A 25,899-nucleotide genomic window follows, 5' to 3' on the forward strand; every position below is an offset into this window, starting at 1 on the left:
GTCGCCAGACCGATAAAGATCTCCGTCCGGAGGCCTCAGAGTCTCCACCTGGAGACCTTTGCCATGTCCGATATCCCGCTCATCGAAACCGCCCGCGATTTCAACCGCTTCTATACGAACTTCCTCGGCCTCCTCAACAAGGCCTATCTCGACTCGCCCTTCACCCTGACCGACGCCCGCATCCTCTTCGAGATCGGCTCGCACGACGGCGTCAGCGCCGTCGGCCTCGTGCGCGACCTGCATCTCGACCCCGCCTATCTCAGCCGTATCCTCAAGCGTTTCCGCGCCGAGGGGCTGATCGAGACCAATCCCGATCCGGCGGATCTGCGCAGCCAGGTCATCACTGTCACCGATCGGGGACGCGAACAGTTCGAGGAGCTCGGCCGGCGCGCCAATGCGCAGATCGCCGCCCGTTTCGATACTCTCGTAGCCGGGGAGCCGGAGGCGGCGGTCCGCGCCATGGGCACGATCCGCGCCCTGCTCGACCCGGCAGCAAAACCGGCTCCGGCCATCCTCCGCCCCCATCGCGCCGGCGATATCGGCTGGATCGTCCAGAGCCAGGGCCGCTTCTACGCCGAGGAGTATGGCTGGGACCTGCGCTTCGAGGCACTGGTCGCCGAGGTCGCCGGCAAATTCCTCGCCAATTTCGATCCGGCGCTCGAATATTGCTGGATTGCCGAGCGCGGCGGCATCAATCTCGGCTCGGTCCTCGTCACCAATGGCGGCGACGGCGTCGCCAAGCTGCGGCTGCTCTATGTCGACAAATCGGCCCGCGGTCTCGGGCTCGGCAAGCTGCTGGTCGACGAATGCATCCGCTTTTGCAGGCAGAAGGGTTACCGCGAGCTTTCGCTCTGGACCAACGACATGCTGGAAACCGCCCGCGCCATTTACGTCAAAGCAGGCTTCCGCCTTGTCTCCGAGGAGAGACATCGCATGTTCGGCCCCGAGGCGAACGGCCAGAACTGGGTTCTCACCCTCTGATCCCGCTCCGATTGTTGCGTCGCAAAAATATCGCTTGATTTGGAAACGATCATTCCCTAATTAGGGCTATGACCGATACCAACCTCACCTCAGACGAAAAAGCCCGCAGTCGTGGCCGTCCGCGCGAGTTCGATATGGACGCCGCCCTGGATGCGTCCCTGCGGGTCTTTTCCGAACGCGGCTACCACGCCACCTCGATCAACGATCTGACCGAGGCGATGGATCTCGCTTCGGGCAGCATCTACAAGGCGTTCAAGGACAAGCGCGGCGTCTTTCTTGCCGCCTTTGCGCGCTACCGCCAGCTCGGCCGCCGGCGTCTGGAAGCGATGATCGCGTCTGCGGAAACGGGCCGCGAAAAAGTCTTCCAGATGGTGATGTATTATACCGAGCACTCCTATGGCGATGTGGGCCGCAAAGGCTGCCTCGTCGTCGGCGGCGCCAACGATTTCTCTCTGCTCGACGAGGAAGCCGCCGCCAACGTCGCGACGGCCTTTGCCGCCGACGAGAAGCTGATGGCCGATCTCATCCGCCTCGGCCAGGCCGACGGCACCATTCCGCAGACCGTGGACCCCGATGCCGCCGCCCTCGCCTTTCTTTGCTTCACCAAGGGCTTGCGCGTCATCGGCAAAACAGGACGCAGCAGGCAGGAGATGGTCGCCGCGGCGGAAGCGTCGATGAAGCTCGTGACCTGAGGTCGGACCCCAGGCAATCGAAGATAACGGCATCCGGTCAAGGATCGGGTGGCCCCAGCCAGTATTTTTGCATTCAATCTTCACAAATCGTCGAATACCGGAGTTTCCGATGAGCATTTCAGCCACCACGCCTGAACAGGCCATTCCGAGAGGGCTATCGCCCTGGCTCACCTTCCTTTTCGCCGCCGCCTGCGGGCTGGTGGCCGCCAATCTCTATTACGGCCAGCCGCTTGCCGGCCCGATCAGCGCCGATCTCGGCTTCACACCCGCCGCCACCGGTCTGATCGTCACCCTGACGCAGATCGGCTACGGCCTCGGTCTGCTGCTGATCGTGCCGCTCGGCGACCTCACGGAAAATCGCCGCCTGGTGTTGCTGCTGATATCAGTCTCGGCCGTCGCGCTGATCGGCGCAGCGCTGTCAACGACGCCTGCCGCCTTCCTCACTGCCTCGCTCTCCATCGGCCTCGCCTCGGTCGCCGTCCAGGTGCTGGTTCCCTTCGCCGCGAACATGGCGCCCGATGCCACACGCGGCCAGGTCGTCGGCAATGTCATGAGCGGCCTGCTCGCCGGCATCATGCTGGCGCGGCCCTTCGCAAGCTTCGTCGCCGAGGCTTCCTCCTGGCACGTCGTCTATTACCTCACCGCCGGGCTGATGATCGTGCTCGCCATCGTCTTGCGCGCCAACCTGCCCGTGCGCGTTCCGAAGACAAAGCTGCGTTATGGCGAACTGCTCGCCTCCATGGCCCATCTGGCGATGACCTCGCGCGTGCTGCAGCGCCGCGCCCTCTATCAGGCCGGCATGTTCGGCGCCTTCAGCCTGTTCTGGACGACGACGCCCCTGCTGCTCGCAAGCCCGGCCTTCGGCCTGACGCAGAACGGCATCGCCCTCTTCGCGCTGGCGGGTGCAGCCGGCGCCGTCGCCTCGCCGATCGCCGGCCGGCTTGCCGACCGCGGCATGACCAGGATCGCCACGACGATCGCCATGCTGCTCGGCATGGCCTCCTTCCTGATCAGCCATTTCGCAGGCGACGGCTCGCTTACCGCCCTGATCCTTCTGACGGCGGCGGCGATCATGCTCGATTTCGGGGTAACCACCAATCTCGTCTGCGGCCAGCGCGCCATCTATGGGCTGAACCCGGAACATCGCAGCCGGCTGAACGGCCTCTTCATGGCGACCTTCTTTGCCGGCGGCGCGCTCGGCTCGGCACTCGGCGGCTGGGCCTATGCCACCGGCGGCTGGTCGATGACCGCCTGGATCGGCTTTGCTTTCCCGGCGCTGGCCTTCCTGCTGTTCCTGACAGAGGGGCGCGGCAAATAAGCCTAACCTTCGGCGGAATCGAAACGCGAACGGGCGGCGCGAACCGCCTCATGGTTCGCTTCCGCCCAGTTCAGAAGCTGCGACAGCGGCTGGTAGAGCGAGCGGCCGAGATCGGTCATCGAATATTCGACGCTCGGCGGCTTTGTCGGGAAGACTTCGCGGGCGATATAACCGTCCCTCTGCAGGTCGCGCAGCGTCTGCGTCAGCATGCGCTGCGAGATATCGGGGAGCATCCGTCGTAGCTCGCCGAACCGACGGGGCTCGGCCGCCAGCACCTCGAGCAGCAGCGTCGACCATTTGCCGCCGATCTGCTGCATCATGTCCCGAACCGGGCAATTGGAAAAATCGAGAGCGGCAAGATCGATCTCGCGCCGCATCCCCGGCATTCTGTTCTTCAGGCTGAGGACCGCGCCGCTCATCTGCTGGTTCCCTTTTGGTAACGTAGAGCCGAAAAACTGCCTCCTTTACACCGCGAAGTCAATTCCTATTCTAGCGTTAGTCTCTTTTCGAGACCACCTTGCCCAACGCAAAAGGAAACGACCCATGAGCGAAACCATCCTGGTCACCGGCGCTGCCGGACAGCTCGGCCAGCGTGTCATCCACCACCTCATCGAGACCTACAAGGTCGCCCCCGGCAACATCGTCGCGGCAACACGCAGCCCCGAAAAGCTCGCCGATCTCGCAAGCAAGGGCGTCGTCACCCGCAAGGCCGATTTCGATGACGCGGCCGGCCTGGAGAAGGCTTTCGCCGGCGTCGACCGGCTGCTGATCATCAGCACCGATGCACTCGACACCCCTGGCAAGCGTCTCACCCAGCACAAGGCCGCCGTCGCCGCCGCCGTCAAGGCAGGCGTCAAGCACGTCGCCTATACCTCGATGCCGGCGCCCGACGATTCGCTCGTCACCTTCGCACCTGACCACCTCGGCAGCGAAAACGCCATCAAGGCAAGCGGCCTCGCTTACACGATCATCCGCGACGCCTGGTATCACGACAATTACCTGCACGGCATGCCGCACAACCTACAGGGCGGTAAATGGTACAGCGCCACGGGCGACGGCAAGATCTCGACCATTTCGCGCGACGACTGCGCGCTGGCGATCGCAGCCGCCCTTGCCTCCGGCACCTCCGAAAGCGCCTCCTATACGCTGACGGGCGCTGAACTCCTGACCAACAGGCAGATCGCCGCCATCGTCTCCGAAGCCGCCGGCAAGCCGCTCGAAGTGGTCGACGTCAATGACGAACAGCTCGGCCAGGGTATGCGCGGCGCCGGCCTCCCCGGCTTCGTCGCCGACATGCTGGTCTCCGCCGACGCCAACACCCGCGCCGGCAAATTCGCGATCGTCACCGAGGATTTCACCAAGCTGACGGGCAGGCAGCCGCAGTCGCTGAAGGATTTCTTCCTGGCGCACAAGGCGGCTTTGACTGCCTCGGGCAATGCCGGAGGCCATTGAGCCTTCCGCTCATCCCTGCGCTCGCCGCAGGGATGAGCGGACTCCGATTCCGGATGCTGAAAATCTCATCACGTGAGGTGAGTCATTCACGGCGCGGACGCGCCGTGGCTGGATTCCTGTGACGAGCACAGGAATGAGGGAGGGTAAATAGAGCGCCTTCACCAAGATTTCCTGTCGCCATTGCGACAACGATTCATGGGAAGCGCTGCCTCTCCACCTCATTCCTGTGCTTGTCACAGGAATCCAGCGCGCCAAGTCCTTGGGCGCAAAAGACTCTCTTCACCACTCATCAAGTTACGGATCGCAAACGTGATGAGGGCCTAAAAGGAACCAACCTTCCTCAAACCGCCTGCCCGCAAGCCCGGCAGAACCGCCGCACCGTTTCCGCCATGCCGTATTCCAGCGCATCGGCAGTGAGCCCATGGCCGATCGAGACTTCGGCCAGAGCAGGGATCTGCTCCAGCAGCGGCGGCAGGTTCGCGACCGTCAGATCATGGCCGGCATTGACGGCGAGGCCGATCGCGAGCGCTGCGTCCGCGGTCTGCCCGAGCGCTTCGAGGATCGGGACAGCGCGCTCCGGTGCGTCGTAGCAGCCGCCATAGGGGCCGGTATATAGTTCGATCCGGTCGGCTCCAACAGCCTTGGCGATCTTGACCGCTTCGGCGTCGCCGTCTCCATCGGCAAACAGCGAGACACGGCAACCCATCGCCTTCAGCCGCACGATGACATCGGTCAGGAATGCCTGGTGCTTGCGGAAATCCCAGCCGTGATCGGAGGTCGCCTGCGAGGGATCGTCGGGCACCAGCGTCACCTGCTCGGGTGCGGCGCCGGCGCAGAGATCGAGGAATTCCTCGGTGGGATAGCCCTCTATGTTGAATTCGGCCTTGGGGAATTCGTCATCGATAAGATTGCGGATAACCGCCAAATCGGAAAATCTTATATGGCGCTGGTCGGGTCGCGGATGCACCGTCAGCCCGCTGGCGCCCGCGGCAAGCGCTATTCGTCCGAGCCCTTCGACGCTCGGCCAGGGCAGGTCGCGCCGGTTGCGCAGCATGGCGACGGCGTTGAGGTTCACGGAGAGCTTGGCGGGCATGGCTGGCATCCATCGGTCACGAAACGAGAGGCTCTGCTTGTAAGCCAAGTACCGTGCGATGACCAACGAGATTCGCAGATGGATGCAATGCCGATCGCTGATGGGCGAAAATTACCGTACGATCGAGTACTATAAATAGCAATTCTCGTGGCCTTAAAAGACAACCGGCCGATGCCGCAATGCAGTGGCTGTTTTGCTGCAGCACACTTAACGCCTCGGTAAATTAGGCCGTCGCGTTGCTATCCCATTTAAAAGAGATTATTTTTAGCACTTATAAAAAAACCCGTTCGCGCATAACGTGGACATCGTATCGCGTTTGTAGGCCGCGTACTGCTTCTTTCCCAATGACAAGAACGCCTAGAGGAAACCCCACTCGCCGCGCCCGGGAAGCAACTGGCAAAACCGCATGAGGTGCAACAAGGTGCCCTAGGAGGGTTCATGCCAGACGGTTCCAAACGCCTGTTTGCTACCGCCGGTATTGCTTCGGAGGCTCGGTCGAAATACCGGTTTTTGCCTTCGGCTGCGCTGCCGCCGGATCTACCAGACGGTCCCGTGCCCATTGCCGATATGGCCAACGCATTTGGCGTTACGCACAGGACACTGCATTTCTACGAAGAAAAGGGATTGATCTCCGCCAATCGCATCGGCCTGATGCGGGTCTACGGCCAGGACGACGTGATGCGCATGGCCGTCATCACCGTCTGTCGCGAGACGGGCATGCCGATCGCCGTCATCCAGGAACTGATGGACGAGCTTCGCAAAGCCGATCTGCAGGAATCGGCCGAGACAATGTTTCGCGAGGCCCTGCAGGTGCGCAAGCGTGAGCTGACGGCCGAGATGTCGACGCTGCACCGCCAGCTCCAGCAGGTCGGCGACCTCCTGGATTTCGACGGCGGCACGGAGATGGCGCCGCTGAACGACAATCAGGACAGCTCCAGTCTAAGCCCGCGGGAGCTTCGCTGCCTGGAACTGATGGCGGAGGGTTATTCCACCCAGCGAATCGCCCGCGCGCTCGACCTGAAGCATGACGAGACCAAGGATCTCGAAGCCGGAATCATCCTGAAATTCCGCGCCAACAACCGCTTCCAGGCGATCGCCAAGGCCGTTCTGCTCGGCATCGTGCAAGCTTAGGGCATTCCCGACGGCCGCCACCGTCTCCCTCTCGCCGGCCACATCACTGACGTGATCGGGATCAACGCACGATCGTCAGCGTCTCCGCCGCGCGCGTGATCGCGGTATAGAGCCAGCGTTCCCGCGTATCGCGAAAGGCCCAGCTCTCGTCGAAGAGCACGACGTCGTTCCACTGCGAACCCTGCGCCTTGTGAACGGTCAGGGCATAACCGTAGTCGAATTCGTCGTAGCGCTTGCGCGTGTTCCAGGGGATCTCGCCTTCGACATCCTCGAAGGCCTGCTTGAGCAGCTTGATCTTGGCCGCCCCGCGATCCATGTCGTCATCCTCGGGACGCACGAGGAGATTGATGCCGGGCTTCGTCGTTTCCTTGGACGAGGTCATCACCTGCCACAGCGAGCCGTTGAGCAGGCCCTTGGCCGGATCGTTGCGGAGGCAGACGAGTTTGTCACCGGTCTGTGGATAGTCGGCGCTGAAGCCCTTCAATTCGCGCAGGCGCTGGTTGTAGCGGCGCCGTGTCCGGTTGGTGCCGACCAGCACCTGGTCGGCCTTCATCACGAGATCCTGCGTCACCTCGTTCTTCGAGATCACCTTGGCCGTGCCGTAATCGCCGTACATCACCTCGTTGCCTTCGCGCACCTGCATGGCAAGCTTGATGATCGGATTGTCACGCGCCTGCCGATGGATATCGGTCAGAAGATAGTCCGGGTCCTGGTTGGTGAAGTAACCGCCGCCGCTGACCGGCGGCAGCTGGCCGGGATCGCCGAGCACCAGGATCGGAGTGCCGAAGCTCATCAGGTCCTTGCCGAGCGCCTCGTCCACCATGGAACATTCGTCGACGATGATCAGGGCCGCTTTGGCGACCGGGCTCTGCCTGTTGATCGAAAACATCGGCGCGATCGAGGTCTTGCCGGTTTCCTCGTCTTCCACCGCCTCCTCGCCGCGTGGTCGGTAGATCAGCGAATGGATCGTCTTGGCGTTGGAGGCGCCGCGCGAGCGCAGCACCTGCGCGGCCTTGCCGGTAAAGGCGGCAAACAGGACGTCGCCGTCGACATTCTCGGCGAAATGCCTGGCAAGCGTCGTCTTTCCCGTTCCGGCATAGCCGAACAGGCGAAAGAGCGGCGAGCGCCCTTCCTTCAGCCATTTCGAAACAGCCTTCAGGGCTTCGTCTTGTTGCGGCGCAAATTGCATGATCGCAGGACTTGGCAGGATTCTGCCTGATTTAGGCAAGGCGGAAACTGATGCGGCAGAACGATCGCCGCAAGATGCCGCCACCCCATCCGGCCGACAATCATCCATCCCACCGGCGATCCGCACCACTCGCGCACATCGACGGATCCTGCCCGATCGTTTCGGTCAGGAAATCCAGGACCGTCTTGACGCGGAGCGCCATGTTGCGTCTGGAGGGATAGACGACGGTGATCGGCAGTCGGCTCGGCTGATAATTCTCCATGACCGGGATCAGCCGGCCGGCGACGATATCGGGCACGGCGATGATATGGGAAAGCACCGCAAGGCCGGCGCCAGCAAGCGCTGCCCGGTGAATGGCAACCGCGCTGCATGCGGTCATTCGCGGCGACACCCGAACGGATATGTCTTCCGAACCGTTCGAGAACGACCATGCATTGGCCTCGCCCGCCCTGCTATAGCACAGGCACTCATGGTCCTTGATGTCCCTCGGCTGGCGTGGCGCCGCCTTGCGCGCGAGGTAGGCGGGTGACGCCACAAGGAAAGCCGTCGTCCAACCGATCCGCCGGCAGACGAGGCTGCTGTCTGCGACCGAACCCAAACGCACCTCGAGATCCAGGCGCTCCTCGATCATATCGGAGCTTTGCTCGCTGAAGATGAGCTCCACCGAGAGCTTCGGATGGGCGGCGAGAAGATCGCCGAGCCGCTCGCTGAGATAAAGGCCGAGCGGCGCGGGAACGCTGAGCCTGACCTTTCCCGAGGCCACGACGCCGCCCGATCCGGCAGCCTCACCCAGCTCTTCCACCGCTTCGAGAATCCGCAACGCCATCGGCATCATCCGTTCCCCTTCCGCCGTCAGCGACAGGCCGCTTGTCGTGCGATGCAGCAGCCGCGTTTTGAAATGGCTTTCAAGGGCCGCGACCTGGCGCGAAACCGCCGGCTGCGTCACCTCGAGATCATGCGCCGCCGCCGAAAACGAGCCCGCCTCCGCGACACGCTGAAACGTCCGCAATGCCGAAACGATATCCATCCCTGCCCCCTCATACTTTTGCGCATAGGCTTTATGCAGCCTGACTAGGCCGGAATGGCTTTACAGTCCAGCAATTACGGATATCTTTTATCCATAAGGATATCAGATGTCCTTAATTAAAGGAGAGACGACATGACCCAGCGATTGAACTACGCCCAGCAGTCCCCCGAGCTTTTCAAGAAGTTCATGGAATTCAGCATGGCGCTGAAGAGCAGCGTGATCGACGAAAAGCTTCAGGCCCTCATCGAGATCCGCGCTTCGCAGATCAACGGATGCGGCTTTTGCCTCGACATGCATGTGAAGCAGGCGAAGATTTTCGGCGAAAGCGAATTGCGGCTCCATCACGTCGCCATCTGGCGGGAATCGAACCTGTTCGTCCCCCGCGAGCGCGCCGCCCTTGCCTGGACCGAAGCCCTGACGAAGCTGCCGGAAGGCGGCATTCCCGATGAGATCTATGAACGGGTTCGCGGCCAGCTTTCGGAGAAGGAAATCTCGGACCTGACCTTCGTCGTCATGGCGATCAACGCCTGGAACCGCGTCAATGTCGGCTTCAAGGCGGTGCCCGGCTCGGCCGACAAGGCTTACGGCCTCGATAAGGCAGGCCTGAACTAACTCTCACAATTCATTGAGAAGATTCAACTTTGACGCTGCCGGGCATCCGGCAGCGAATGGAGATCTGTCATGAAAATCGTTGTCATCGGCGGAACCGGCCTCATCGGTTCAAAGACTGTCGAACGCCTGCGCAAGCGCGGGCATGAGGTGATTGCCGCCTCGCCGAACTCAGGCGTCAACACGATCACGGGAGAAGGATTGGCCGAAGCGCTCGCAGGCGCCGAAGTAGTCCTCGACCTTGCCAATTCGCCCTCCTTCGAGGACAAGGCGGTGCTCGAATTCTTCGAAACCTCGGGACGCAACCTTCTCGCCGCCGAAAAGACCGCCGGCGTGAAGCACCATATCGCGCTCTCCGTCGTCGGCACCGAGCGCCTGCAGGAGAGCGGCTATTTCCGCGGCAAGCTTGCCCAGGAAAAGCTGATCAAGGCGTCGGGCATTCCCTATACGATCGTGCATTCGACGCAGTTCATGGAATTCCTGAACGGCATAGCCCAATCCGGCACCGTCGGCCAGACGGTCCACCTGTCGCCGGCCTATGTGCAGCCGATCGCCTCCGACGACGTCGCCGACGCCATGGCGGACGTAGCTCTTTCCGCCCCCGCTAATGCGACGGTCGAGATATCAGGCCCGGAACGGGCGCGCCTCAGCGAACTCGTCGCCCGCTATCTCCAGGCGATGAAAGACCCGCGCACCGTCAAGGCCGATGCCGAAGCGAAATACTTCGGCGCAAGGCTCAACGACGAGTCGCTCGTCTCCGACGCCAATCCGCGGCTCGGCTCGATCACCTTCGAGCAATGGTTCGCAACGTCCGCGCAACCGAAGTGACCGGCCTGCCCTCAGGACGCGGCCGCTCGGCCGCCTCCTTCCCAACCCAGAATCCATGGAGATTCCGATGATCAGAAAATCATTCCTCGCCGCCGCCCTCGCCTTTCTGGCCGCCACCGGCGCCGGCGCGCATGACAGCAGCAAGGCTGCCAATGTCACGCTCGTCTATGAGCACGAACTTCCGAATGTGCCGGGCAAGAGCATCAAGGGCGTACTCGTCGAATACGGTCCGGGCGGCTTTTCCGACGGCCACACCCATCCCGACTCGGCCTTCATCTACGCCACCGTGCTGGAAGGATCGATCCGCAGCCAGGTCAACGACGGCCCGGTCAAGGTCTATCAGGCCGGAGAGAGCTTCTCCGAAATGCCGGGCGACCGCCACGGCGTCAGCGCCAACGGCAGCGATACCAAGCCTGCCCGACTGCTCGCCGTCTTCGTCGTCGACACCAAGCAGAAAGAGCTCACCTTCCCGCTGAAGAAGTAACGGTCCGATCATGCCGCCCGCGCGAAGCTTCGATGCTTGCGCGGGCGGCCGACATGCTGAATCATGTGCCGCCTGCCATCCCGGAGACTGATAGATGATTCACGACGTACTCTTCGGCAAGCCTTTGATATCCCTCGTTACCGTCGGCTTTGCCGGTATCGTCGTCTGGTTCCTCCTCTCCCGCCAGCGGCCCACGACGCGGCTGGTGGTGCAGATCCTCTTCTTTGGCATGATGACGCTCATCATCGTCGGCAGCGGCATCGAACCCCACCGGTTTCAGGGATATCAGTCCGAGGACCCGCAGGCCTTGCTCGTCGTCCTGGCGAAATCGCTCTGGTGGGTCCATCTGGCATGGGCCGTCATCGGCTTCATCAGGCTCTATCTGGTGCTGGAGGGCAACCCGCGGGAGGCCCGCCTGCTCCAGGATCTCGTCGTCGGCGTCGTCTATATCGGCATGGCGCTGTCGATCCTGGCTTTCGTCTTCGGCGTGCCGATCGGAACGCTGGTCGCCACTTCGGGCGTGGTCGCGATCATCCTCGGCCTCGCGCTTCAGAGCACGCTCGCCGACGTCTTCTCCGGCATCGCACTGACCCTCGGCCGGCCCTATGTCATCGGCGACTGGATCCTTTTGAGCGACGGCACCGAAGGGCGCGTCGTCGAAAGCAACTGGCGCGCGACCCACATCCTGACCGGCGCGCACAATGTCATTGTGCTGCCGAACAGCTTTCTGGCAAAGCTCGCTCTGACGAATATCAGCCGGCCGGATGAAACCCATTTGCAGACCCTGCCCATCCACATCGCCCCGACGCGCATGCCGGCGTCGATACGAGAGATCATGTTGACGGCGCTCACGAGCTGCAATTCCATCGTTCGTGAGCCGCCGCCGGTGGTCGCGCTGAAGGGGCTGGATGCGACGTCGCTCGAAATCGAGCTGCAGTTCCGGGTCTCGAGCCCGAGCCAACGCATCTCCGCAAGAAACGAGGTGCTCGATCTCGTCTATCGCCACTGCAAATCGGCCGGCCTGCTGCTGGCCATTCCGCCGGCGGCGACGGTGCTGACATCAGAACTGCCGACGGAAGAAAACGCGCAGCCGCCGAGCGTGACGCCGCTTGCGCTGATCGACGCCATTCCGGTCTTTGCGACGCTGACATCAGATGAAAAGGCAAAGCTCGCCGAAACCACCGCTGTCCGGCAGTTCCGCAAGGGCGACGTGATCGTGCGGGAGGCTGAAATGCTGCCCTCGCTGATGATGGTGCGCGCCGGCACCATCGCCGCGCGGCGCGGCGACGAGGAGCGCGGGCGGCTGGCACCGGGTGATTTTTTCGGCGAGACAGGCCTGCTCGCCGGCATGCAGGAAGTCTGCACGCTCGAGGCCCTGACCCCGGTGACGGTCTATGAAATCGACCAGGAAGCCTTCGCGCCGCTGCTGACGGAGCGTCCGCCGCTGGCCCAGGAAATTGCCGAAGTCCTCGCCGGCCGCGCCGAGCGCTTCCGCGACGGCGCGGCCCTGCCGCCGGAACATGCCCGCAGCGCCCACGCCATCCTGAAAACCATCAGAACCATCTTCAGGCCGTAGTGCGAGAGGCCGCCGCCAGCGGCGAAACCACTGGAATATTCTACTATTTCGTGCAATCTCTGGCATATTCTTGGGAGCACATTGAGCATGCCGGACGCGGTGAAGCCGTCAGATTTTTTGATAAATACCCATTGCGGAAGCAGCTACATCGATTATCTCGCCCGCGTCTCGGAAGGTAAGACCGGGAAGCCAGCGGACAAGCAACAACTCCTCCGAGAATGCCTGGTGCAAGAGAACGCATGGGCAGAAGAGGTTCGAGCCGAGCAGTTCCACGACCGTGTCGTCGCGGGCGGCATCGCAGCAGCGGTTTTAGTCCTGCTCGTGATTCTGGTGATCTTTAGGAAGCCGATACGCTTCGCTCTGGAATCGCTCTTCGTGTCGTTGACGGTTGCGGTAATAAAAAGCCTAAGAAAGCTGCGGGCCTATTGCAAAAGCATCGCGCACAGAGTGCGGGAAGAAGCCGGCAAGACAACGGACATGCGCTGAAACACTGATGCATCGGCGCCCACTGCTTCGCCGATGCCGCGATGAAAATCCACCCCGCACGCCCTCTTAGCCGGCGCGCTTCAGCACCCATTCAAACGTCTCCCGCCAGACATCGGGCGGAACCTCTTCCGACAAGGTGCCGACGAGATCGGAAAGCCGCACGCGCCTCAGCGTCTCCCGCCAGGCCTCGTCGGCTTCCCACATGATTCGGGCGACCGCGCAGGGCTTGCTGTCGCAATAGCCGGCCGGCCGGCACGGATTGTTCTCGCGAATGTTAGTGCAGGTGAAGCTGCGCGCCTTGCCCTCGACCGCCTCGACGATGTCGAGGAAATTGATTTCGGACGGGGGCCTCGCCAGCCTGTAGCCGCCGCTCGGGCCGAGCGTGGTATCGACGAGCGACGCCTGCGACAGGCTCTGCAGCGCCTTGGAGAGATATTCCTTCGGCAGACCATGAAGCTCCGCGAGCGCCTTGGTGGAGAGATACCTGCCCGTAGGCAGGCCCGCGAGAATGGCGCAGCAATGCAGCGCCCACTCGACCTGGCTTTTCAGGATCATTCAGCAACTCGTCATGGCTGGCTCGGCGAATAGAATTAAGGATATATGATATCCGCAAAGCGGCATGATGTAAATGATCTGCAAAAGCAACCTGTTAACGTACCGGCAAGGTTGATGCGGCCCGCTACGCCTCGGTCTCGCCTCCGCTCGGCCTCGGCTCCCCTTCGATGCCAGCGATCAGCTTGCGCAGCAAGGCCGCCAGCGTCGCGCGCTCCTTCGCGTCAAGCCCCTGCAGAAAGGAGGATTCGCTTGCCATATCGGTGCGGAAGGCCGTTTCGGCAAGCGCCGCGCCGGCTTCGGTCAGAGCCACCTGCACGCTTCGCCCGTCATGTGGCGATTTCTCCCGGCGGATCAGACCCGCCTTCTCCAACCGATCTAGCCTGTGGGTCAGGCCGCCCGAAGAGATCATCAGCGCGGCATACATGTCGGTCGGCGTCAGCCGATAAGGAGGTCCGGACCGGCGAAGCGTGGCGATGACGTCGAACTCGCCGCGGTCGAGCCCGAAATCGGCGAAGGTCGCCTCGATGCTGGGGCGCACGAGGTTCGACAGCCGATAGGCACGGCCGAGGATAGCCATGGGCTCCGTATCGAGATCGGGCAGCTCGCGCGCCCACTGGCGCCGCAGCCGATCAACATGGTCCTCTTTTGCGATTCCGTCCGTCATTTTGCCTCACGCCCCGGTGACAGCGCCGATACATACACTTTCCATGACAGACGAGCCACGAAAATATCTTGACGAGAAGATAGTTTTGGGAATATATCTTCTCGCGAAGATAATTTCAGGACGACATGCTGGAGGCACATGATGTTCAAGATTCTTCGCCACCAGGAGCCGCAGCCGGGCCAGAGCCGTACGGTCCATTTCGAGGGCCGCGACCATGGCGGCGCCATATCTCTCTTCATTGTCGACAACGAGCCGGGCCAGGGGCCGGATCTGCATGTCCACCCCTATTCGGAAACATGGGCCGTGAGGCGGGGCGAAGCGGAATTCACCGTTGATAACGTCAAGACCCGCGCCTTTTCAGGCGACATTGTCGTCGTGCCTGCCAACACGCCCCACCGCTTCGAGAATATCGGCACGGGACGGCTCGAAATCATCTGCATTCATGCCAGCGATACGATCGTGCAGGAATTCCTGTGAGCGCAGCCGAACGCCCAGACAATGGAAGAGGAGACGACAGCAATGCCGAAGATGATCTTCGTGAACCTGCCGGTGAAAGACCTTGGCGCCGCGACCCGCTTCTATGAAGCGATCGGCTGCAGCAAGAATGAACAGTTCAGCGATCACCAGGCCTCGAGCATGGTCTGGTCCGACACCATCTTCCTTCACCTGCTGACCCGCGATTTCTTCGCGACCTTCACGCCGAAGCCCGTCGCCGAGGCGCAGAAGGCGAGCGAGGTGCTGATCGCTCTGACGATGGAGAGCCGCCACGAGGTGGATGCGATCGTCGAAGCGGCGGCCGGAGCCGGCGGCAAGGCCGATCCGCGCCCGCCGACGGATATGGGCTGGCTCTACAACCGCGCCTTCGAAGACCCGGACGGGCATATATTCGAAGCGCTCTTTGCCGACATGGCGGCCGCCGCTTCGGCGCAATAGGACGAAGCGCATGATGCGCGGGCAAGGCGGTTCAACCTGCCTGCCCGCCAAAACTTTTCAGCATCGGGAATAAAACCGCCTCGGCCCGTGTCTCATGGGAGGTATCGCAGGATTGCGTGCCCAACCTGAGGAGACACATCATGAAGTCCGTGAAATTCCTGTCCGTCGTGGCGGCTGGCGCACTTGCCGCGACCGCTGTTTTTGCCGCAGCTCCTGTCAACACGGTCGATTCCACCAAAGGCAAGGTTCTTGCCGGCGAAAACGGCATGACCCTCTATACCTTCAAGAAGGATGCCAAAGGCGTTTCCAACTGCAACGGCGATTGCGCCAAGAACTGGCCGCCGCTGATGGCGGCTGGCGACGCCAAGGCCGATGGTGCATATTCGGTGATCGATCGCAAGGATGGCACGAAGCAATGGGCCAAGGACGGCATGCCGCTCTATTACTTTGTCAAGGACAAGAAGATGGGCGACATCACCGGCGATGGCGTCGGTGGCAACTGGGAACTCGTCAAGCCCTGATCACAAGAGAACAGGCGTGAAGACACCCGCACCCGAAACCTTCGAGGGCCAGATCCTGGCCCTCCTGCCGTCGCTCAGGCGCTACTCGCGCAGCCTGACGCGCTCGGATGCCGATGGCGAGGATCTGCTGCAGGATTGCGTCGAGAAGATCCTGACGCGCCGCGGCCAATGGCGCGGCCTCAACCTGCGCGGCTGGGTCCTGACCATCATGACCAATCTCTACCGCAACGGCCGGCGCGGCAGGACGCGCGACAGCCTGGTCGAACTCGACGCCGCCGAAGACATGGCGGCACCCGAACCGCCGGCCGATCCGCTGGAGCGCGCCCGTCTCAACGATGCGCTGAACAGCCTTTCGGAGGAGCACCGCGCCGTGCTGATGCTGGTCGTCATCGAGGGATACACCTATAGCGAGGTCGCCGACGCTCTCGATATCCCGATCGGCACGGTCATGTCCCGCCTGTCGCGCGCCCGCCGGCGTGTGGCCGAACACCTGAAGGCCGACAACATCATTACGCTTCGGAGACCGAAATGAACGAGACCAATCCGATCGTCACCGAAGCCGATCTTCACGCTTATGCCGACGGCCAGATGCCGCAAGCCGCGCGCGCCCACATCGAGGCTTACCTTGCCGACAATCCGGACGAAGCGGCGATGATTGCCGAATGGCAGGGCCAGAATGGGGCGATCCGCTCACTGTTTGCAGACTACGAGAAGGCCAGGGAGACCGATCCCCTGCTTCTGGCACCCCCGCGTACCGCCTCGCCGGGAGCCAAACGCTGGGCGGCCGCCGCCGCGGCTCTCCTCGTCTTCGCGTTCGGCGCCGTCAGCGGTCATTATGGCCCGGCCCTTCTGGAAAAGCCGGACCTGCAGCTTGCCGGCTCCGAAACCCTGCCGAAACAGGCCGAGACCGCCTTCACGATCTATGCCGCCGAGGTTCGCCACCCCGTCGAGGTCTTTGCCGATGAGGAGGCGCATCTCGCCACCTGGCTCGGCAAGCGCCTGGCGATCGAAAACCTCAAGATCCCGAACCTGCAGCAACTCGGCTTCAAGCTGGTCGGCGGCCGCCTGCTGCCGGTCGACGGCAAGCCGGGGGCGATGTTCATGTACGAGAACCAGGCCGGCGAGCGCCTGACCGTCATGGTCGGCCGCAACAGGGAAAACCGCACCACGAGCTTCCGCTTTGCCTCCTCAGGCAATCTCGAAACCTTCTACTGGATCGACGGCGAACTCGGCTACGCCGTCACCGGCGAAATCTCGCGCGAGACGCTGCGCGCAGTGGCCGAGGAGTGCTACAGGCAGTTCCCGTCGTAAGGGTCAGCGCAGCGGATCGTTGGCAAGTTCGATCGGCCGCCCATGCGGCGTTGCCTCCGCTGCCCGCTGCCAGCTTTTCTGCAGGTCGAGGATGGCGCCTGCATCGGCCACGCCGCGGCTGACCAATAGCTCGGAAAGCGCCGCCACCCAGCAGTCGAAATAATCGCTGCCGTCTTCGGCGCGGCCGGGCTGATGCAATTGCCGCGAAAGGGTTTCCGCCCACTCGCCCCAAGAAAACAGCCCCTTTTCGTGCAGATGCACGGTCATGGCGAAAGCCTCGGCCGCCCAGGGTTCCGGGAAGACGGGATCGCCCTCCGGCGACTTCGGCCGATCAGGGGATTGCGAGAGCTGGGAGGGGTTTTCACACACGCTCAAGATAGCTCTCCCACGCATCGATCGAGACCGTCAGCGACGGATCCGCGCCCTCGCCCCAGATCTCGCCGCCATCGAAGACGACGGTATAGAGCCATTGCGGGTTCTCGCCTTTGCCATGCGCGTTATCATCAGGAAAGACGAAAGATCCCTGCACCGCTTCGACCACACCCACCTTGGCGCGCGCATAACGCGGCAGCCGCGTATGGGTCGCCGGGTTGAAATTCTTCGTCTTCACGTGCGCGCCGACCGCAAAGAGCGGCGCGGTCTCGACGGAACGATCGCAAGGCCCGCCTTTGGCGAGAGCCGCCGCAACCATCTCCGCCTTCAGCACTCGCTTCGGCGTCGTCCCGTCCTGCAGCTTGTGCCCGGACGAGAGCTCCTCGCGCGTCGCAAAGCCGTGCCGTTCGAGCAATGTCTCCACGCCGCGGATCCAGATCTCGTAATAGCTCGCCGAGAGATAATCGGCCGGTGGAATATTCTCGCGCGCATGCCGGCTTTCATCGATCGTCCAGGCACCGAAAGCGCCGCAGGAAAGCGTGATGCCGAGCGCCCGCTTTTCCCATTCGGCATGGAAATAGGGCTCGTCCTTTTCGGGCGCGACGGGACCGAAACCCATCTGCCCGCCGAGATCGTGCGGTCCGTTCATGACAGAGCCTCCGCGCTGCCGGCAACGGCCGTCCCGATCATCGCATCGCGGCTGACAAGCCCGGCAAGCCCGGCCTCGTCCATTCCTTCCGTGCCCGCTGGCCGCTCTGGGATTACGAGATAACGCAGCTCCGCCGTCGAATCCCAAACGCGGATCTTCTTCTCCTCTGGCAGCACCAGCCCGAATTCGGCAAGAACGCCGCGGGGATCGATGACCGCGCGCGAGCGATACGCCGGCGCCTTGTACCAGACCGGCGGCAGGCCGAGCACCGACCAGGGATAACAGGAGCAGAGCGTGCAGACGACGAGATTATGGGTCTCGGCCGTATTGAAGACGGCGCGCATATGCTCGCCCTGCCGGCCGGTAAACCCAAGGCTCGCAATCGCCGCCGTCGCATCGCGCTTCAGCCAGTCCGCGAACTCCGGATCGTTCCAGGCTTTCGCGACGACACGCGCGCCATTCCGCGGCCCCACCTTCGTTTCATAGGTCTCAACGATCGCATCGATCGCCGCCGGATCGATCAACCCCTTTTCCGTCAGCAGCGTCTCCAGCGCTTTCACGCGCGCCTGCATGTCGGAGTAATGGTTGTCGTGATCGTGCCCGTGATGATGGTCATGGTGGTCATGGTCGTGCAAGGCAATGTCCTCCCGAAACGCAAATAGGCGACGTCTACTCTTTCTCTGCGGCGGCTGTCTGGATCCCCTTCTCCCCAGCGGGGAGAAGGTGGCGGCAGCCGGATGAGGGGGTGAGCGGCAAGGCCGCGAATGCACTGAGCATAGGCGAAGGCACGATATTTGTCGTGCCGTGCCGCCCCCTCAACCGCCTGCCGGCACCTTCTCCCCGCTGGGGAGAAGAGATCTGCGGCAAGACCCCACGCTCCCTCGAAGCATCCAGACAAGCAATGTAAACATCGTCTGCGCCTTTTATCACACGCCACGCGCCCGCCAAGCCCTCCTATCCCACTGACGCTTTTCCGCTAATCTCCTGCCATGAACATCCTGATTCTCGGTGCAACCGGCTTCATAGGCTCCGTCGTCGCGGCCCGGCTCGTGGCCGATGGCCATGTCATCACCGGGCTCGGGCGCAATCCCGGGCGGGCGCGCCTGAAGCAGCCGGCCATCGACTGGCGCCAGGCCGACCTCTCGCAGATGACAAGGCCCGAGGATTGGGAGGATCTACTCAAGGACCAGCATGCCGTCATCAATTGTGCCGGCGCCCTGCAGGACGGTTTGTCGGACGATCTGGCGGCCACGCAGACGGATGCTATGCTGGCGCTCTATGCCGCCGCAGAACGCTCGCGCGCTCTGATCGTGCAGATATCCGCAAGGACGGCCGGGCCGGCCGGCGATCTGCCCTTCCTCGCCACCAAGCGGCGGGCCGACGAGGCGCTGGCGGCAAGCAGCCTGCCTCACCTCATCCTGCGCCCTGCCCTCGTTCTCGGCCGCAATGCCCATGGCGGCCCGTCGCTCATCCGGGCGCTTGCCGCTTGTCCCCTGGCACTGCCGCTCGTACATGCCGAAAACCCGGTCGAAACGCTTTCCGTGGACGATGTGGCGGAGGCCGTGTCGCGGGCGGTCGCGGGAGATCTCCGCGGTGATCGCGTTCTCGCCGCCGAAGAGGCGCTGACGCTCGCCGATCTCGTGCGCCTGCACCGGCAATGGCTGGGCCTTCCACCCGCCCGCGTGATCGCCTTTGCTCCCTGGCTTGCGAAGCCGGTGACCTGGCTCGCCGATCTAGCGGGCCTGCTCGGCTGGCGTTCGCCGCTGCGCTCGACAGCGATGACGGTCATGTCGGAAGGCATCAGAAGCGCGAAAGCCGGAAACGGCCTCGCCGGGACATCCGCGGCAGCAGTGCTCGCAGCCAATCCCGCCGGCGTGCAGGATCTCTGGTTTGCCCGCCTCTATCTCCTGAAGCCGCTCTTCATATCGGGCCTCTCGGCCTTCTGGCTGCTCTCCGGCTTTATCCCGCTGCTGGCGCTGGAGAAGACCTCCGCTCACTTCCTGCCCTTCATGCCCGAGGCGGCGGCGACGGCACTGACGCTTGCGACCTGCCTCATCGACATCGCGCTCGGCGCGGCCGTCCTTGTCCGCCCGCTGACGAAACGCGCCCTGCTCGGCATGCTGGCCGTCTCGCTCGCCAATCTCACAGGCGCCACATTGCTCGAACCGGCACTCTGGCTCGATCCGCTCGGCCCTCTCGTCAAGGTGCTGCCGTCGCTGCTCCTGACGCTCGCCGCTCTCGCCATTCTGGACGAACGCTGATGCTTGCCGAATTGCTGCTGCTTGCCCATGTGATCGGCGCGACCGTGCTTTTCGGCACCGGCGCCGGCATCGCCTTCTTCATGGTGATGGCGCATCGCACGCGCGATCCCATAGTGATCGCCCATGTCGCCGGAACCGTCGTCATCGCCGACACGGTCTTCACCGCCACCGCTGCCATTCTCCAGCCCGTCACCGGCTATCTCCTGGCGCGCTCGATCGGCTGGGACCTTTGGGAAGGCTGGATTGCGCTGTCGCTGCTGCTTTATGTCGTGACCGGCCTGTTCTGGCTGCCGGTCGTCTGGATCCAGATCCGGTTGCGCGATCTCGCCCGCGCCGCAGCAAGCTCGGGACAAGCCCTCCCGCCGATCTATATCAGTCTCTATCGCATCTGGTTCGCCTGCGGCTTTCCGGCCTTTTTCGCCGTCGTCGGAATTCTCTGGCTGATGCTGACGAAACCGTCTATCGCGCTATTTTAGCATCGGCCAGAGGCTCGCGACCAAAAGCACGGCCATGCTGATGTTGAACCATTTCAACCGCACCGGATCGGAAAGCCATTCCCGGAGCGCCGAGCCGAAGCCCGCCCAGGTCGAAACACTCGGTACGTTGACGACCGCGAAAGCCAGGCCGACGATCAGCACGCTCAAGAGATAGAGCTCGGGATCGGTATAGGTTGCCATCGCCGTGACCGCCATCACCCAGGCCTTCGGATTGACCCACTGGAAGGCGGCGGCCGAGAAAAACGACATCGGCGCCGCACCGCTATTGCCTTCGCTGAGGGAACGCGAAGAGGCAATCTTCCAGGCGATCCAGACGAGATAGGCGCCGCCGGCGAACTTCAGCACCATATAGACCATGGGCATCGTATGCAGCAGCGCCCCGAGCCCGAGGCCGACGCCGATGAGCAGCGAGAAGAAGCCGGCGCCGATCCCGAACATATGCGGGATCGTTCGGCGAAAGCCGAAATTCACGCCTGAAGCGAAAAGCATCATATTGTTCGGCCCCGGCGTGATCGATGTCGTGAAGGCGAAAAGAAAGAGAGCGAAAAATGTATCCAGCGGCATGCGACCTCCCGAAGCCGGCTTTTGTCAGGCCCGCTTTTATTTAGGTCAGCATAACTGCCCTAAACTGTTGATGCCATGACATCATTGTCACGATGACAGGATTACTTGAAAGATAAGAACGCCGCGCAATCTCCTCCAAAATGGAAAAAATCATGCAAGATGACCCGATCCCTACAGTCACATTCCAGAACGGCGCTGAAGTGCCGGCACTCGGCCAGGGAACCTGGGCCATGGGCGAGGATGCCGGATATGCGAAGGCCGAAATCGAAAGCCTGAAGGTCGGCATCGATCTTGGCATGACGCTGATCGACACGGCCGAAATGTATGGCGACGGCGGCGCCGAGGAGATCGTCGGCCAGGCAATCAAGGGACGGCGCGACGAGGTTTTCATCGTCAGCAAGGTCTACCCCTGGAATGCCAGCCTGAAGGGCACGATCGAAGCCTGCGAGAACAGCCTCGAACGGCTCGGCACCGACCGCATCGATCTTTATCTCCTGCATTGGCGCGGCAACTATCCGCTCGCCGAGACGGTCGAAGCCTTCGAGACGCTGAAGGCCACGGGCAAGATCGGCGCCTGGGGCGTCTCCAACTTCGATACCGACGACATGCAGGAGCTACTCCGCGTGCCCGACGGCGCCAATGTTGCCGGCAACCAGGTGCTCTACAACCTTTCCCGCCGAGGCATCGAATTCGATCTGCTGCCCTGGTGCCAGAGCCGCAACATCCCGATCATGGCCTATTCGCCGATCGAACAGGGACGCATCCTGCACAATGCTGAACTGATCCGCATCGCCAAGGCCTATCAGGCGACGCCCGCCCAGCTGGCGCTCGCCTTCCTGCTCAAACGCGACGGCGTCATCGTCATTCCGAAGACATCGAATGCCGAACGAGTTCGCGAAAACCGCGACTGCGTCTCGCTCGACATCACCGACGAGGATTGGCACGCACTCGACGCCGTCTTCCCGCCGCCGGCGAGCAAAAGGTCGCTGGAGATGCTCTGAGCGCCGGCGGCGCAAGGGAATAGGCTCGCCACGTCTCAGAAAGCCTGATAATTTGCGGATCGCAAGCGAGGCAATCCCATGCCAGGCGGTCCGACGCGCAGTGATTTAGCGGCTATGCAAGGGGGCGGCTTCTACAACAGGCACTCCACCATGCAGGCCACCGGCATTGCCGCTCTGCTTTCCCTATGGGAAGCCGCGTGCCAGACGGTGGATATTAGCGACCGTCCGGTGACCATCGTCGATTATGGTTGCTCGCAAGGCCGGAATTCGATGATCCCGATGCGGAAGGCCGTCGACGTTATGCGCTCCAGAGTGGACGCAAGCATTCCCATCGAAGTCGTCCACACCGACCTTCCATCGAACGACTTCTCCTCCCTGTTCGAAGCGCTGATTTCAGACCCGAATAGCTACATGACGGGAAGCTCCGACGTTTTTCCTCTGGCCATCGGCAAATCATATTTCGCACCGTTGCTTCCGCCTGGCCGCGTGCACCTTGGTTGGTCGACCTGGTCGCTGCAATGGATGAGTACCAATGCCATCGATGCGCCAGATCATATTCTCGCGGGCATGAGCAGGTCACCGGCCGTAGCCGCTGCAGTCGCGGCGCAGCAGGCCAGCGATTGGGAATGCTTTCTGACGCAACGGTCCCGGGAGATGCGGCCGGGCGCGAAATTCGTGGCCGGCTTCACGGCCCGCGCAAACGCTGAGACCGGCTGGGAGTGGCTGCTTGGCGAGCTATGGTCGGCGCTTGCAGACATGAGAAGAGATGGCCTGCTCTCAGAACAGGAACAGGAGCAGGTGACCATACCGATCGGCCTTCGGTCCCTGGAGGATATCAAGGCTCCTTTCAGGCAGTCCGGTTCTTTCGCCGAACTGGCGCTGGAACATCTCGATCTGGTGAAAGTGAGCGATCCGTTCTGGCCGGAATTCGAAGGCAGCGGCGACAGACTGGCGTTCGCCAGGCAGCATGCAGACATGACACGCGCCTGGAGCGGCCCGCTGCTCGCCGGCGTAGCTCCAGCTTCATGCGAACAGACCGCGTTCGTCGACGAGTTGTTCAGCCGTTTCGAGCGTCGCCTCTCCGAAGACCCCAAACCCCATGAACCCTACATGGCGGCGGTGGTACTATCGAAGAAACCTCAGTGAAACGAGGCCGAGCCGACGATCCGCATTCGTCGGACATTCCACGATCTGGGAAAGTGGCACGGCACCGTTTCAGCTGGGCGGAATCCGTTACACCGCACCGGCATAACGGAACCCAATTCTTACATCCCCTGCGCGCCGCGGTTCATCGCAGCAATACCGGTGCGGCAGACTTCGATGAGGCCAAGGGGCTTCATGATCGCTACGAACTGGTCGATCTTCGACGACTTGCCGGTGATTTCCAGGATGAAATGGTCGATCGTCGCATCCACCACCTTGGCGTGGAAAGCATCGGCAAGGCGCAGGGTCTCGGCGCGCGTCTCGCCCTCACCGATCACCTTGACCAGTGCCACCTCACGCTCGATCGGCCGTTCCTGGCCGAGTTCGCGGGCGCGCACCGTCAGATCGACGACGCGATGAACAGGCACGATGCGCTCGAGCTGCGCCTTGATCTGCTCCAGCACCTGCGGCGTGCCGCGGGTGACGATGGTGATGCGGGAAAGATGCGCCTGGTGCTCGGTCTCGGAGACGGTGAGGCTCTCGATATTATAGCCACGGCCGGAGAACAGCCCGATGACACGGGCAAGCACGCCCGGCTCGTTATCGACGAGAACCGAGAGCGTATGGCTCTCGACCGCCGTCGTTTCCGGAGAGATGAAGTAGGCAGAGCCCGTGGGCTGAAGGTGTGCGTTCATGATCCTGGGTTTCCTCTGACTTCTTCTTAGACTAGCTGGCGGCCCTTGGCGTCGATCGCGTTGGCGACCGCTTCATCCGTGGCTTCGTCGGGCAGCAGCATTTCATTATGGGCCTTCCCCGATGGGATCATCGGGAAGCAGTTGGCGAGATTGGCGACGCGGCAATCGAAGATGACGGGCTTCTTGACCTCGATCATCTCGACAATGGCGTCGTCGAGCTCATCCGGCTTGTCGCAGCGCAGGCCGACCGCGCCATAGGCTTCCGCCAGCTTGACGAAATCGGGCATCGCCTCCGTATAGGAGTGCGACAGGCGGTTGCCGTGCAAGAGCTGCTGCCACTGGCGCACCATGCCCATGTACTGGTTGTTCATGATGAAGATCTTGATCGGCGCATCGTACTGGATCGCCGTCGACATTTCCTGGATGCACATCTGGATCGATGCGTCGCCGGCAATGTCGATGACCAGGCTTTCGGGATGGGCGATCTGGACGCCGAGGGCCGCCGGCAGGCCGTAACCCATCGTGCCCAAGCCGCCCGAAGTCATCCAGCGGTTCGGCTGCTCGAAGCCGAAGAACTGCGCCGCCCACATCTGGTGCTGGCCGACCTCGGTCGTGATGTAGGTATCGCGGTCCTTGGTATGCGCAAAGAGCCGTTCCAGCGCATATTGCGGCATGATCACGTCGCTGTTTTTCGTATAGGCGAAGGAATTGCGCGCCCGCCAGCGGGCGATATCGCTCCACCAGTCTGCGAGGCGGCTTTTCTCCGGCTTCTTCGGCAGCGCCCGCCACAGGCGGACCATATCTTCGAGGACATGGCCGACATCGCCGCGAATGCCGATATCGACACGGACGTTCTTGTTGATCGAGGAAGGATCGATATCGATGTGGATCTTCTTCGAGTTCGGCGAGAAGGCATTGAGACGGCCGGTGATGCGGTCGTCGAAGCGGGCGCCGATGCAGACCATGACGTCGCAGTCGTGCATCGCCATGTTGGCCTCGTAGGAGCCGTGCATGCCGAGCATCTTCAGCCAGTTCTTGCCAGAAGCGGGATAGGCGCCGAGGCCCATCAGCGTCGAGGTGATCGGGAAATCGGTGAGCTCGACCAGTTCGCGCAGCAGCTTGGAGGCCTCAGGGCCGGAATTGACGACGCCGCCGCCGGAATAGATGATCGGACGGCGCGCATTCGCCATCATCTCGATTGCCGCGTGGATCTGGTTGAGATCGCCCTGGATCTTCGGCTGGTAGCTCTTCTGGATCGCGTAATCGGCGGGCGGCGTATACGTGCCGGTCGCAAACTGCACGTCCTTCGGAATATCGACGACGACGGGGCCCGGACGGCCGGACTGGGCGATGCGGAAGGCCTCATGAATGATGGCGGCGAGTTGGTTGACATCCTTGACCAGCCAGTTGTGCTTGGTGCAAGGCCGGGTGATGCCGACCGTATCGCACTCCTGGAAGGCGTCGGAGCCGATCAGTGGAGTCGGAACCTGGCCGCTCAGGCAGACGAGCGGGATCAGATCCATCAGCGCGTCCTGCAGCGGTGTGACCGCGTTGGTGGCGCCGGGACCCGAGGTGACCAGCATGACACCGACCTTGCCGGTGGAGCGGGCGTAGCCTTCGGCCGCATGGCCTGCCCCCTGCTCGTGGCGCACGAGAATGTGCTTGATCTCGTCCTGCTGGAAGATCTCGTCATAGATCGGCAGAACCGCGCCGCCGGGATAGCCGAAGATATGTTCGACGCCATTGTCCTTCAGCGCCTTGAGAACGATCTCCGCTCCCGTCATCCGATTGCCTGCCGCCTGATTGTCCGTGCTCATCTGTATGTTCCGTTTGATGCTGGGATTTGCGTTTGTGGCCGGAAGCCCTG

31 protein-coding genes are annotated in these 25,899 nt (G+C 62.5%); 19 read left to right on the forward strand and 12 right to left on the reverse strand.

Features of this window, described 5'->3' with window-relative positions; genetic code table 11:
* Window positions 1-63 precede the first annotated feature (63 nt).
* The 3 genes from NE852_RS14425 to NE852_RS14435 all read left to right on the forward strand — a co-directional run bounded on the left by NE852_RS14425 (window position 64) and on the right by NE852_RS14435 (window position 2,991).
* Window positions 64-981 carry a helix-turn-helix domain-containing GNAT family N-acetyltransferase gene (locus NE852_RS14425; protein ID WP_008533540.1) on the forward strand — a complete coding sequence of 306 codons (918 nt, stop codon included), beginning with the start codon at window positions 64-66 and terminating at the stop codon, window positions 979-981.
* 68 nt (window positions 982-1,049) lie between these two features.
* On the forward strand, window positions 1,050-1,673 hold the full coding sequence (locus tag NE852_RS14430; protein WP_008533538.1) for a TetR/AcrR family transcriptional regulator: 624 nt from the start codon (window positions 1,050-1,052) through the stop codon (window positions 1,671-1,673).
* A gap of 109 nt (window positions 1,674-1,782) precedes the next feature.
* Window positions 1,783-2,991 carry an MFS transporter gene (locus NE852_RS14435; protein ID WP_258155753.1) on the forward strand — a complete coding sequence of 403 codons (1,209 nt, stop codon included), beginning with the start codon at window positions 1,783-1,785 and terminating at the stop codon, window positions 2,989-2,991.
* A 2-nt stretch (window positions 2,992-2,993) separates the two neighbouring features.
* On the opposite strand, the gene NE852_RS14440 is transcribed toward NE852_RS14435, so the two are convergent.
* Window positions 2,994-3,410 carry a helix-turn-helix domain-containing protein gene (locus NE852_RS14440; protein ID WP_008533534.1) on the reverse strand — a complete coding sequence of 139 codons (417 nt, stop codon included), beginning with the start codon at window positions 3,408-3,410 and terminating at the stop codon, window positions 2,994-2,996.
* Window positions 3,411-3,534: 124 nt separating this feature from the next.
* Between NE852_RS14440 and NE852_RS14445 the strand changes: the two genes are divergently transcribed.
* Entirely contained in the window at window positions 3,535-4,443 is a 909-nt protein-coding gene (locus tag NE852_RS14445) for an SDR family oxidoreductase (RefSeq protein ID WP_008533533.1), read from the forward strand.
* A gap of 340 nt (window positions 4,444-4,783) precedes the next feature.
* Here NE852_RS14445 and NE852_RS14450 read toward each other — a convergent pair whose 3' ends face one another.
* Window positions 4,784-5,536, reverse strand: coding sequence for a pyridoxine 5'-phosphate synthase (locus NE852_RS14450; protein WP_258155754.1), 753 nt, complete (start codon window positions 5,534-5,536; stop codon window positions 4,784-4,786).
* A gap of 438 nt (window positions 5,537-5,974) precedes the next feature.
* Here NE852_RS14450 and NE852_RS14455 point away from each other — a divergent pair, with 438 nt between their 5' ends.
* A complete protein-coding gene (locus NE852_RS14455) occupies window positions 5,975-6,667 on the forward strand; it encodes a MerR family transcriptional regulator (protein WP_258155755.1) in 693 nt (230 codons plus the stop codon).
* A 61-nt stretch (window positions 6,668-6,728) separates the two neighbouring features.
* Here the strand turns inward: NE852_RS14455 and NE852_RS14460 are convergent, their stop codons facing one another.
* Entirely contained in the window at window positions 6,729-7,856 is a 1,128-nt protein-coding gene (locus NE852_RS14460; RefSeq protein ID WP_258155756.1) for an ATP-dependent RecD-like DNA helicase, read from the reverse strand.
* A gap of 100 nt (window positions 7,857-7,956) precedes the next feature.
* A complete protein-coding gene (locus NE852_RS14465; protein ID WP_008533526.1) occupies window positions 7,957-8,883 on the reverse strand; it encodes a LysR family transcriptional regulator in 927 nt (308 codons plus the stop codon).
* A 132-nt stretch (window positions 8,884-9,015) separates the two neighbouring features.
* On the opposite strand from NE852_RS14465, the gene NE852_RS14470 reads away from it, so the two are divergent.
* The 5 genes from NE852_RS14470 to NE852_RS14490 all read left to right on the forward strand — a co-directional run bounded on the left by NE852_RS14470 (window position 9,016) and on the right by NE852_RS14490 (window position 12,866).
* Window positions 9,016-9,495 (forward strand): carboxymuconolactone decarboxylase family protein, encoded by a 480-nt coding sequence (locus tag NE852_RS14470; protein ID WP_008533525.1) that lies wholly within the window; start codon window positions 9,016-9,018, stop codon window positions 9,493-9,495.
* 69 nt (window positions 9,496-9,564) lie between these two features.
* Entirely contained in the window at window positions 9,565-10,320 is a 756-nt protein-coding gene (locus NE852_RS14475; protein ID WP_008533524.1) for an SDR family oxidoreductase, read from the forward strand.
* Between the two features lie 67 nt (window positions 10,321-10,387).
* Complete coding sequence (locus tag NE852_RS14480) at window positions 10,388-10,804, forward strand: cupin domain-containing protein (protein ID WP_008533523.1); 417 nt, start codon at window positions 10,388-10,390, stop codon at window positions 10,802-10,804.
* Between the two features lie 94 nt (window positions 10,805-10,898).
* On the forward strand, window positions 10,899-12,380 hold the full coding sequence (locus NE852_RS14485; RefSeq protein WP_258155757.1) for a mechanosensitive ion channel family protein: 1,482 nt from the start codon (window positions 10,899-10,901) through the stop codon (window positions 12,378-12,380).
* Between the two features lie 87 nt (window positions 12,381-12,467).
* Window positions 12,468-12,866 (forward strand): hypothetical protein, encoded by a 399-nt coding sequence (locus tag NE852_RS14490; protein ID WP_258155758.1) that lies wholly within the window; start codon window positions 12,468-12,470, stop codon window positions 12,864-12,866.
* A gap of 66 nt (window positions 12,867-12,932) precedes the next feature.
* Here NE852_RS14490 and NE852_RS14495 read toward each other — a convergent pair whose 3' ends face one another.
* Together NE852_RS14495 and NE852_RS14500 are read right to left on the reverse strand one after the other, a co-directional pair.
* Window positions 12,933-13,421 carry an Rrf2 family transcriptional regulator gene (locus NE852_RS14495; protein WP_008533517.1) on the reverse strand — a complete coding sequence of 163 codons (489 nt, stop codon included), beginning with the start codon at window positions 13,419-13,421 and terminating at the stop codon, window positions 12,933-12,935.
* 124 nt (window positions 13,422-13,545) lie between these two features.
* Window positions 13,546-14,085 carry a MarR family winged helix-turn-helix transcriptional regulator gene (locus tag NE852_RS14500; protein ID WP_008533516.1) on the reverse strand — a complete coding sequence of 180 codons (540 nt, stop codon included), beginning with the start codon at window positions 14,083-14,085 and terminating at the stop codon, window positions 13,546-13,548.
* A 138-nt stretch (window positions 14,086-14,223) separates the two neighbouring features.
* On the opposite strand from NE852_RS14500, the gene NE852_RS14505 reads away from it, so the two are divergent.
* The 5 genes from NE852_RS14505 to NE852_RS14525 all read left to right on the forward strand — a co-directional run bounded on the left by NE852_RS14505 (window position 14,224) and on the right by NE852_RS14525 (window position 16,850).
* Window positions 14,224-14,562 (forward strand): cupin domain-containing protein, encoded by a 339-nt coding sequence (locus NE852_RS14505; protein ID WP_128623630.1) that lies wholly within the window; start codon window positions 14,224-14,226, stop codon window positions 14,560-14,562.
* 42 nt (window positions 14,563-14,604) lie between these two features.
* Window positions 14,605-15,018 carry a VOC family protein gene (locus tag NE852_RS14510; RefSeq protein ID WP_008533512.1) on the forward strand — a complete coding sequence of 138 codons (414 nt, stop codon included), beginning with the start codon at window positions 14,605-14,607 and terminating at the stop codon, window positions 15,016-15,018.
* A gap of 140 nt (window positions 15,019-15,158) precedes the next feature.
* Window positions 15,159-15,539 carry a hypothetical protein gene (locus tag NE852_RS14515; protein WP_258155759.1) on the forward strand — a complete coding sequence of 127 codons (381 nt, stop codon included), beginning with the start codon at window positions 15,159-15,161 and terminating at the stop codon, window positions 15,537-15,539.
* A 16-nt stretch (window positions 15,540-15,555) separates the two neighbouring features.
* Window positions 15,556-16,071, forward strand: a complete 516-nt coding sequence (locus tag NE852_RS14520; protein WP_258155760.1) for an RNA polymerase sigma factor — start codon at window positions 15,556-15,558, stop codon at window positions 16,069-16,071.
* Window positions 16,068-16,850, forward strand: coding sequence for an anti-sigma factor (locus tag NE852_RS14525; RefSeq protein ID WP_008533507.1), 783 nt, complete (start codon window positions 16,068-16,070; stop codon window positions 16,848-16,850). Before NE852_RS14520 ends, NE852_RS14525 begins: the two co-directional genes overlap by 4 nt.
* 3 nt (window positions 16,851-16,853) lie before the next feature.
* On the opposite strand, the gene NE852_RS14530 is transcribed toward NE852_RS14525, so the two are convergent.
* The 3 genes from NE852_RS14530 to nthA are packed head-to-tail and all read right to left on the reverse strand — an operon-like array spanning window position 16,854 to window position 18,506.
* On the reverse strand, window positions 16,854-17,225 hold the full coding sequence (locus NE852_RS14530; protein ID WP_037174589.1) for a nitrile hydratase accessory protein: 372 nt from the start codon (window positions 17,223-17,225) through the stop codon (window positions 16,854-16,856).
* Window positions 17,212-17,871 carry a nitrile hydratase subunit beta gene (gene nthB / locus NE852_RS14535; protein ID WP_008533505.1) on the reverse strand — a complete coding sequence of 220 codons (660 nt, stop codon included), beginning with the start codon at window positions 17,869-17,871 and terminating at the stop codon, window positions 17,212-17,214. Before nthB ends, NE852_RS14530 begins: the two co-directional genes overlap by 14 nt.
* Entirely contained in the window at window positions 17,868-18,506 is a 639-nt protein-coding gene (gene nthA, locus NE852_RS14540; protein WP_008533504.1) for a nitrile hydratase subunit alpha, read from the reverse strand. Before nthA ends, nthB begins: the two co-directional genes overlap by 4 nt.
* Window positions 18,507-18,860: 354 nt before the next feature.
* Between nthA and NE852_RS14545 the strand changes: the two genes are divergently transcribed.
* On the forward strand, window positions 18,861-20,132 hold the full coding sequence (locus NE852_RS14545; RefSeq protein ID WP_008533502.1) for an SDR family oxidoreductase: 1,272 nt from the start codon (window positions 18,861-18,863) through the stop codon (window positions 20,130-20,132).
* Window positions 20,132-20,608 (forward strand): DUF2269 domain-containing protein, encoded by a 477-nt coding sequence (locus tag NE852_RS14550; RefSeq protein WP_008533500.1) that lies wholly within the window; start codon window positions 20,132-20,134, stop codon window positions 20,606-20,608. Before NE852_RS14545 ends, NE852_RS14550 begins: the two co-directional genes overlap by 1 nt.
* Here the strand turns inward: NE852_RS14550 and NE852_RS14555 are convergent.
* Window positions 20,600-21,193 carry a LysE family translocator gene (locus NE852_RS14555; protein WP_008533498.1) on the reverse strand — a complete coding sequence of 198 codons (594 nt, stop codon included), beginning with the start codon at window positions 21,191-21,193 and terminating at the stop codon, window positions 20,600-20,602. The genes NE852_RS14550 and NE852_RS14555 overlap by 9 nt on opposite strands.
* A gap of 152 nt (window positions 21,194-21,345) precedes the next feature.
* Here NE852_RS14555 and NE852_RS14560 point away from each other — a divergent pair, with 152 nt between their 5' ends.
* Both NE852_RS14560 and NE852_RS14565 read left to right on the forward strand, forming a co-directional pair.
* On the forward strand, window positions 21,346-22,194 hold the full coding sequence (locus tag NE852_RS14560) for an aldo/keto reductase (RefSeq protein WP_258155761.1): 849 nt from the start codon (window positions 21,346-21,348) through the stop codon (window positions 22,192-22,194).
* 150 nt (window positions 22,195-22,344) lie between these two features.
* The gene (locus NE852_RS14565) at window positions 22,345-23,340 is read left to right on the forward strand and encodes a hypothetical protein (protein WP_008533495.1); all 996 of its coding nucleotides are present in this window, start codon (window positions 22,345-22,347) and stop codon (window positions 23,338-23,340) included.
* Between the two features lie 119 nt (window positions 23,341-23,459).
* Here the strand turns inward: NE852_RS14565 and ilvN are convergent, their stop codons facing one another.
* Together ilvN and NE852_RS14575 are read right to left on the reverse strand one after the other, a co-directional pair.
* On the reverse strand, window positions 23,460-24,032 hold the full coding sequence (gene ilvN, locus NE852_RS14570) for an acetolactate synthase small subunit (RefSeq protein ID WP_008533494.1): 573 nt from the start codon (window positions 24,030-24,032) through the stop codon (window positions 23,460-23,462).
* A gap of 26 nt (window positions 24,033-24,058) precedes the next feature.
* Window positions 24,059-25,849 carry an acetolactate synthase 3 large subunit gene (locus NE852_RS14575; protein WP_258155762.1) on the reverse strand — a complete coding sequence of 597 codons (1,791 nt, stop codon included), beginning with the start codon at window positions 25,847-25,849 and terminating at the stop codon, window positions 24,059-24,061.
* Between the last annotated feature and the right edge of the window lie 50 nt (window positions 25,850-25,899).

Origin of the sequence: Rhizobium sp. Pop5 (assembly GCF_024721175.1) — a bacterium.
In the GTDB taxonomy this organism is placed as follows: Bacteria; Pseudomonadota; Alphaproteobacteria; order Rhizobiales; family Rhizobiaceae; genus Rhizobium.

Excerpts from the sequence above, each read along its gene's own strand:
- NE852_RS14425 (WP_008533540.1), top strand. The coding sequence starts at position 64 with ATGTCCGATATCCCGCTCATCGAAACCGCCCGCGATTTCAACCGCTTC.
- NE852_RS14430 (WP_008533538.1), top strand. The coding sequence starts at position 1,050 with ATGACCGATACCAACCTCACCTCAGACGAAAAAGCCCGCAGTCGTGGC.
- NE852_RS14435 (WP_258155753.1), top strand. The coding sequence starts at position 1,783 with ATGAGCATTTCAGCCACCACGCCTGAACAGGCCATTCCGAGAGGGCTA.
- NE852_RS14440 (WP_008533534.1), bottom strand. The coding sequence starts at position 3,410 with ATGAGCGGCGCGGTCCTCAGCCTGAAGAACAGAATGCCGGGGATGCGG.
- NE852_RS14445 (WP_008533533.1), top strand. The coding sequence starts at position 3,535 with ATGAGCGAAACCATCCTGGTCACCGGCGCTGCCGGACAGCTCGGCCAG.
- NE852_RS14450 (WP_258155754.1), bottom strand. The coding sequence starts at position 5,536 with ATGCCCGCCAAGCTCTCCGTGAACCTCAACGCCGTCGCCATGCTGCGC.
- NE852_RS14455 (WP_258155755.1), top strand. The coding sequence starts at position 5,975 with ATGCCAGACGGTTCCAAACGCCTGTTTGCTACCGCCGGTATTGCTTCG.
- NE852_RS14460 (WP_258155756.1), bottom strand. The coding sequence starts at position 7,856 with ATGCAATTTGCGCCGCAACAAGACGAAGCCCTGAAGGCTGTTTCGAAA.
- NE852_RS14465 (WP_008533526.1), bottom strand. The coding sequence starts at position 8,883 with ATGGATATCGTTTCGGCATTGCGGACGTTTCAGCGTGTCGCGGAGGCG.
- NE852_RS14470 (WP_008533525.1), top strand. The coding sequence starts at position 9,016 with ATGACCCAGCGATTGAACTACGCCCAGCAGTCCCCCGAGCTTTTCAAG.
- NE852_RS14475 (WP_008533524.1), top strand. The coding sequence starts at position 9,565 with ATGAAAATCGTTGTCATCGGCGGAACCGGCCTCATCGGTTCAAAGACT.
- NE852_RS14480 (WP_008533523.1), top strand. The coding sequence starts at position 10,388 with ATGATCAGAAAATCATTCCTCGCCGCCGCCCTCGCCTTTCTGGCCGCC.
- NE852_RS14485 (WP_258155757.1), top strand. The coding sequence starts at position 10,899 with ATGATTCACGACGTACTCTTCGGCAAGCCTTTGATATCCCTCGTTACC.
- NE852_RS14490 (WP_258155758.1), top strand. The coding sequence starts at position 12,468 with ATGCCGGACGCGGTGAAGCCGTCAGATTTTTTGATAAATACCCATTGC.
- NE852_RS14495 (WP_008533517.1), bottom strand. The coding sequence starts at position 13,421 with ATGATCCTGAAAAGCCAGGTCGAGTGGGCGCTGCATTGCTGCGCCATT.
- NE852_RS14500 (WP_008533516.1), bottom strand. The coding sequence starts at position 14,085 with ATGACGGACGGAATCGCAAAAGAGGACCATGTTGATCGGCTGCGGCGC.
- NE852_RS14505 (WP_128623630.1), top strand. The coding sequence starts at position 14,224 with ATGATGTTCAAGATTCTTCGCCACCAGGAGCCGCAGCCGGGCCAGAGC.
- NE852_RS14510 (WP_008533512.1), top strand. The coding sequence starts at position 14,605 with ATGCCGAAGATGATCTTCGTGAACCTGCCGGTGAAAGACCTTGGCGCC.
- NE852_RS14515 (WP_258155759.1), top strand. The coding sequence starts at position 15,159 with ATGAAGTCCGTGAAATTCCTGTCCGTCGTGGCGGCTGGCGCACTTGCC.
- NE852_RS14525 (WP_008533507.1), top strand. The coding sequence starts at position 16,068 with ATGAACGAGACCAATCCGATCGTCACCGAAGCCGATCTTCACGCTTAT.
- nthB (WP_008533505.1), bottom strand. The coding sequence starts at position 17,871 with ATGAACGGACCGCACGATCTCGGCGGGCAGATGGGTTTCGGTCCCGTC.
- NE852_RS14545 (WP_008533502.1), top strand. The coding sequence starts at position 18,861 with ATGAACATCCTGATTCTCGGTGCAACCGGCTTCATAGGCTCCGTCGTC.
- NE852_RS14550 (WP_008533500.1), top strand. The coding sequence starts at position 20,132 with ATGCTTGCCGAATTGCTGCTGCTTGCCCATGTGATCGGCGCGACCGTG.
- NE852_RS14555 (WP_008533498.1), bottom strand. The coding sequence starts at position 21,193 with ATGCCGCTGGATACATTTTTCGCTCTCTTTCTTTTCGCCTTCACGACA.
- NE852_RS14560 (WP_258155761.1), top strand. The coding sequence starts at position 21,346 with ATGCAAGATGACCCGATCCCTACAGTCACATTCCAGAACGGCGCTGAA.
- NE852_RS14565 (WP_008533495.1), top strand. The coding sequence starts at position 22,345 with ATGCAGGCCACCGGCATTGCCGCTCTGCTTTCCCTATGGGAAGCCGCG.
- ilvN (WP_008533494.1), bottom strand. The coding sequence starts at position 24,032 with ATGAACGCACACCTTCAGCCCACGGGCTCTGCCTACTTCATCTCTCCG.
- NE852_RS14575 (WP_258155762.1), bottom strand. The coding sequence starts at position 25,849 with ATGAGCACGGACAATCAGGCGGCAGGCAATCGGATGACGGGAGCGGAG.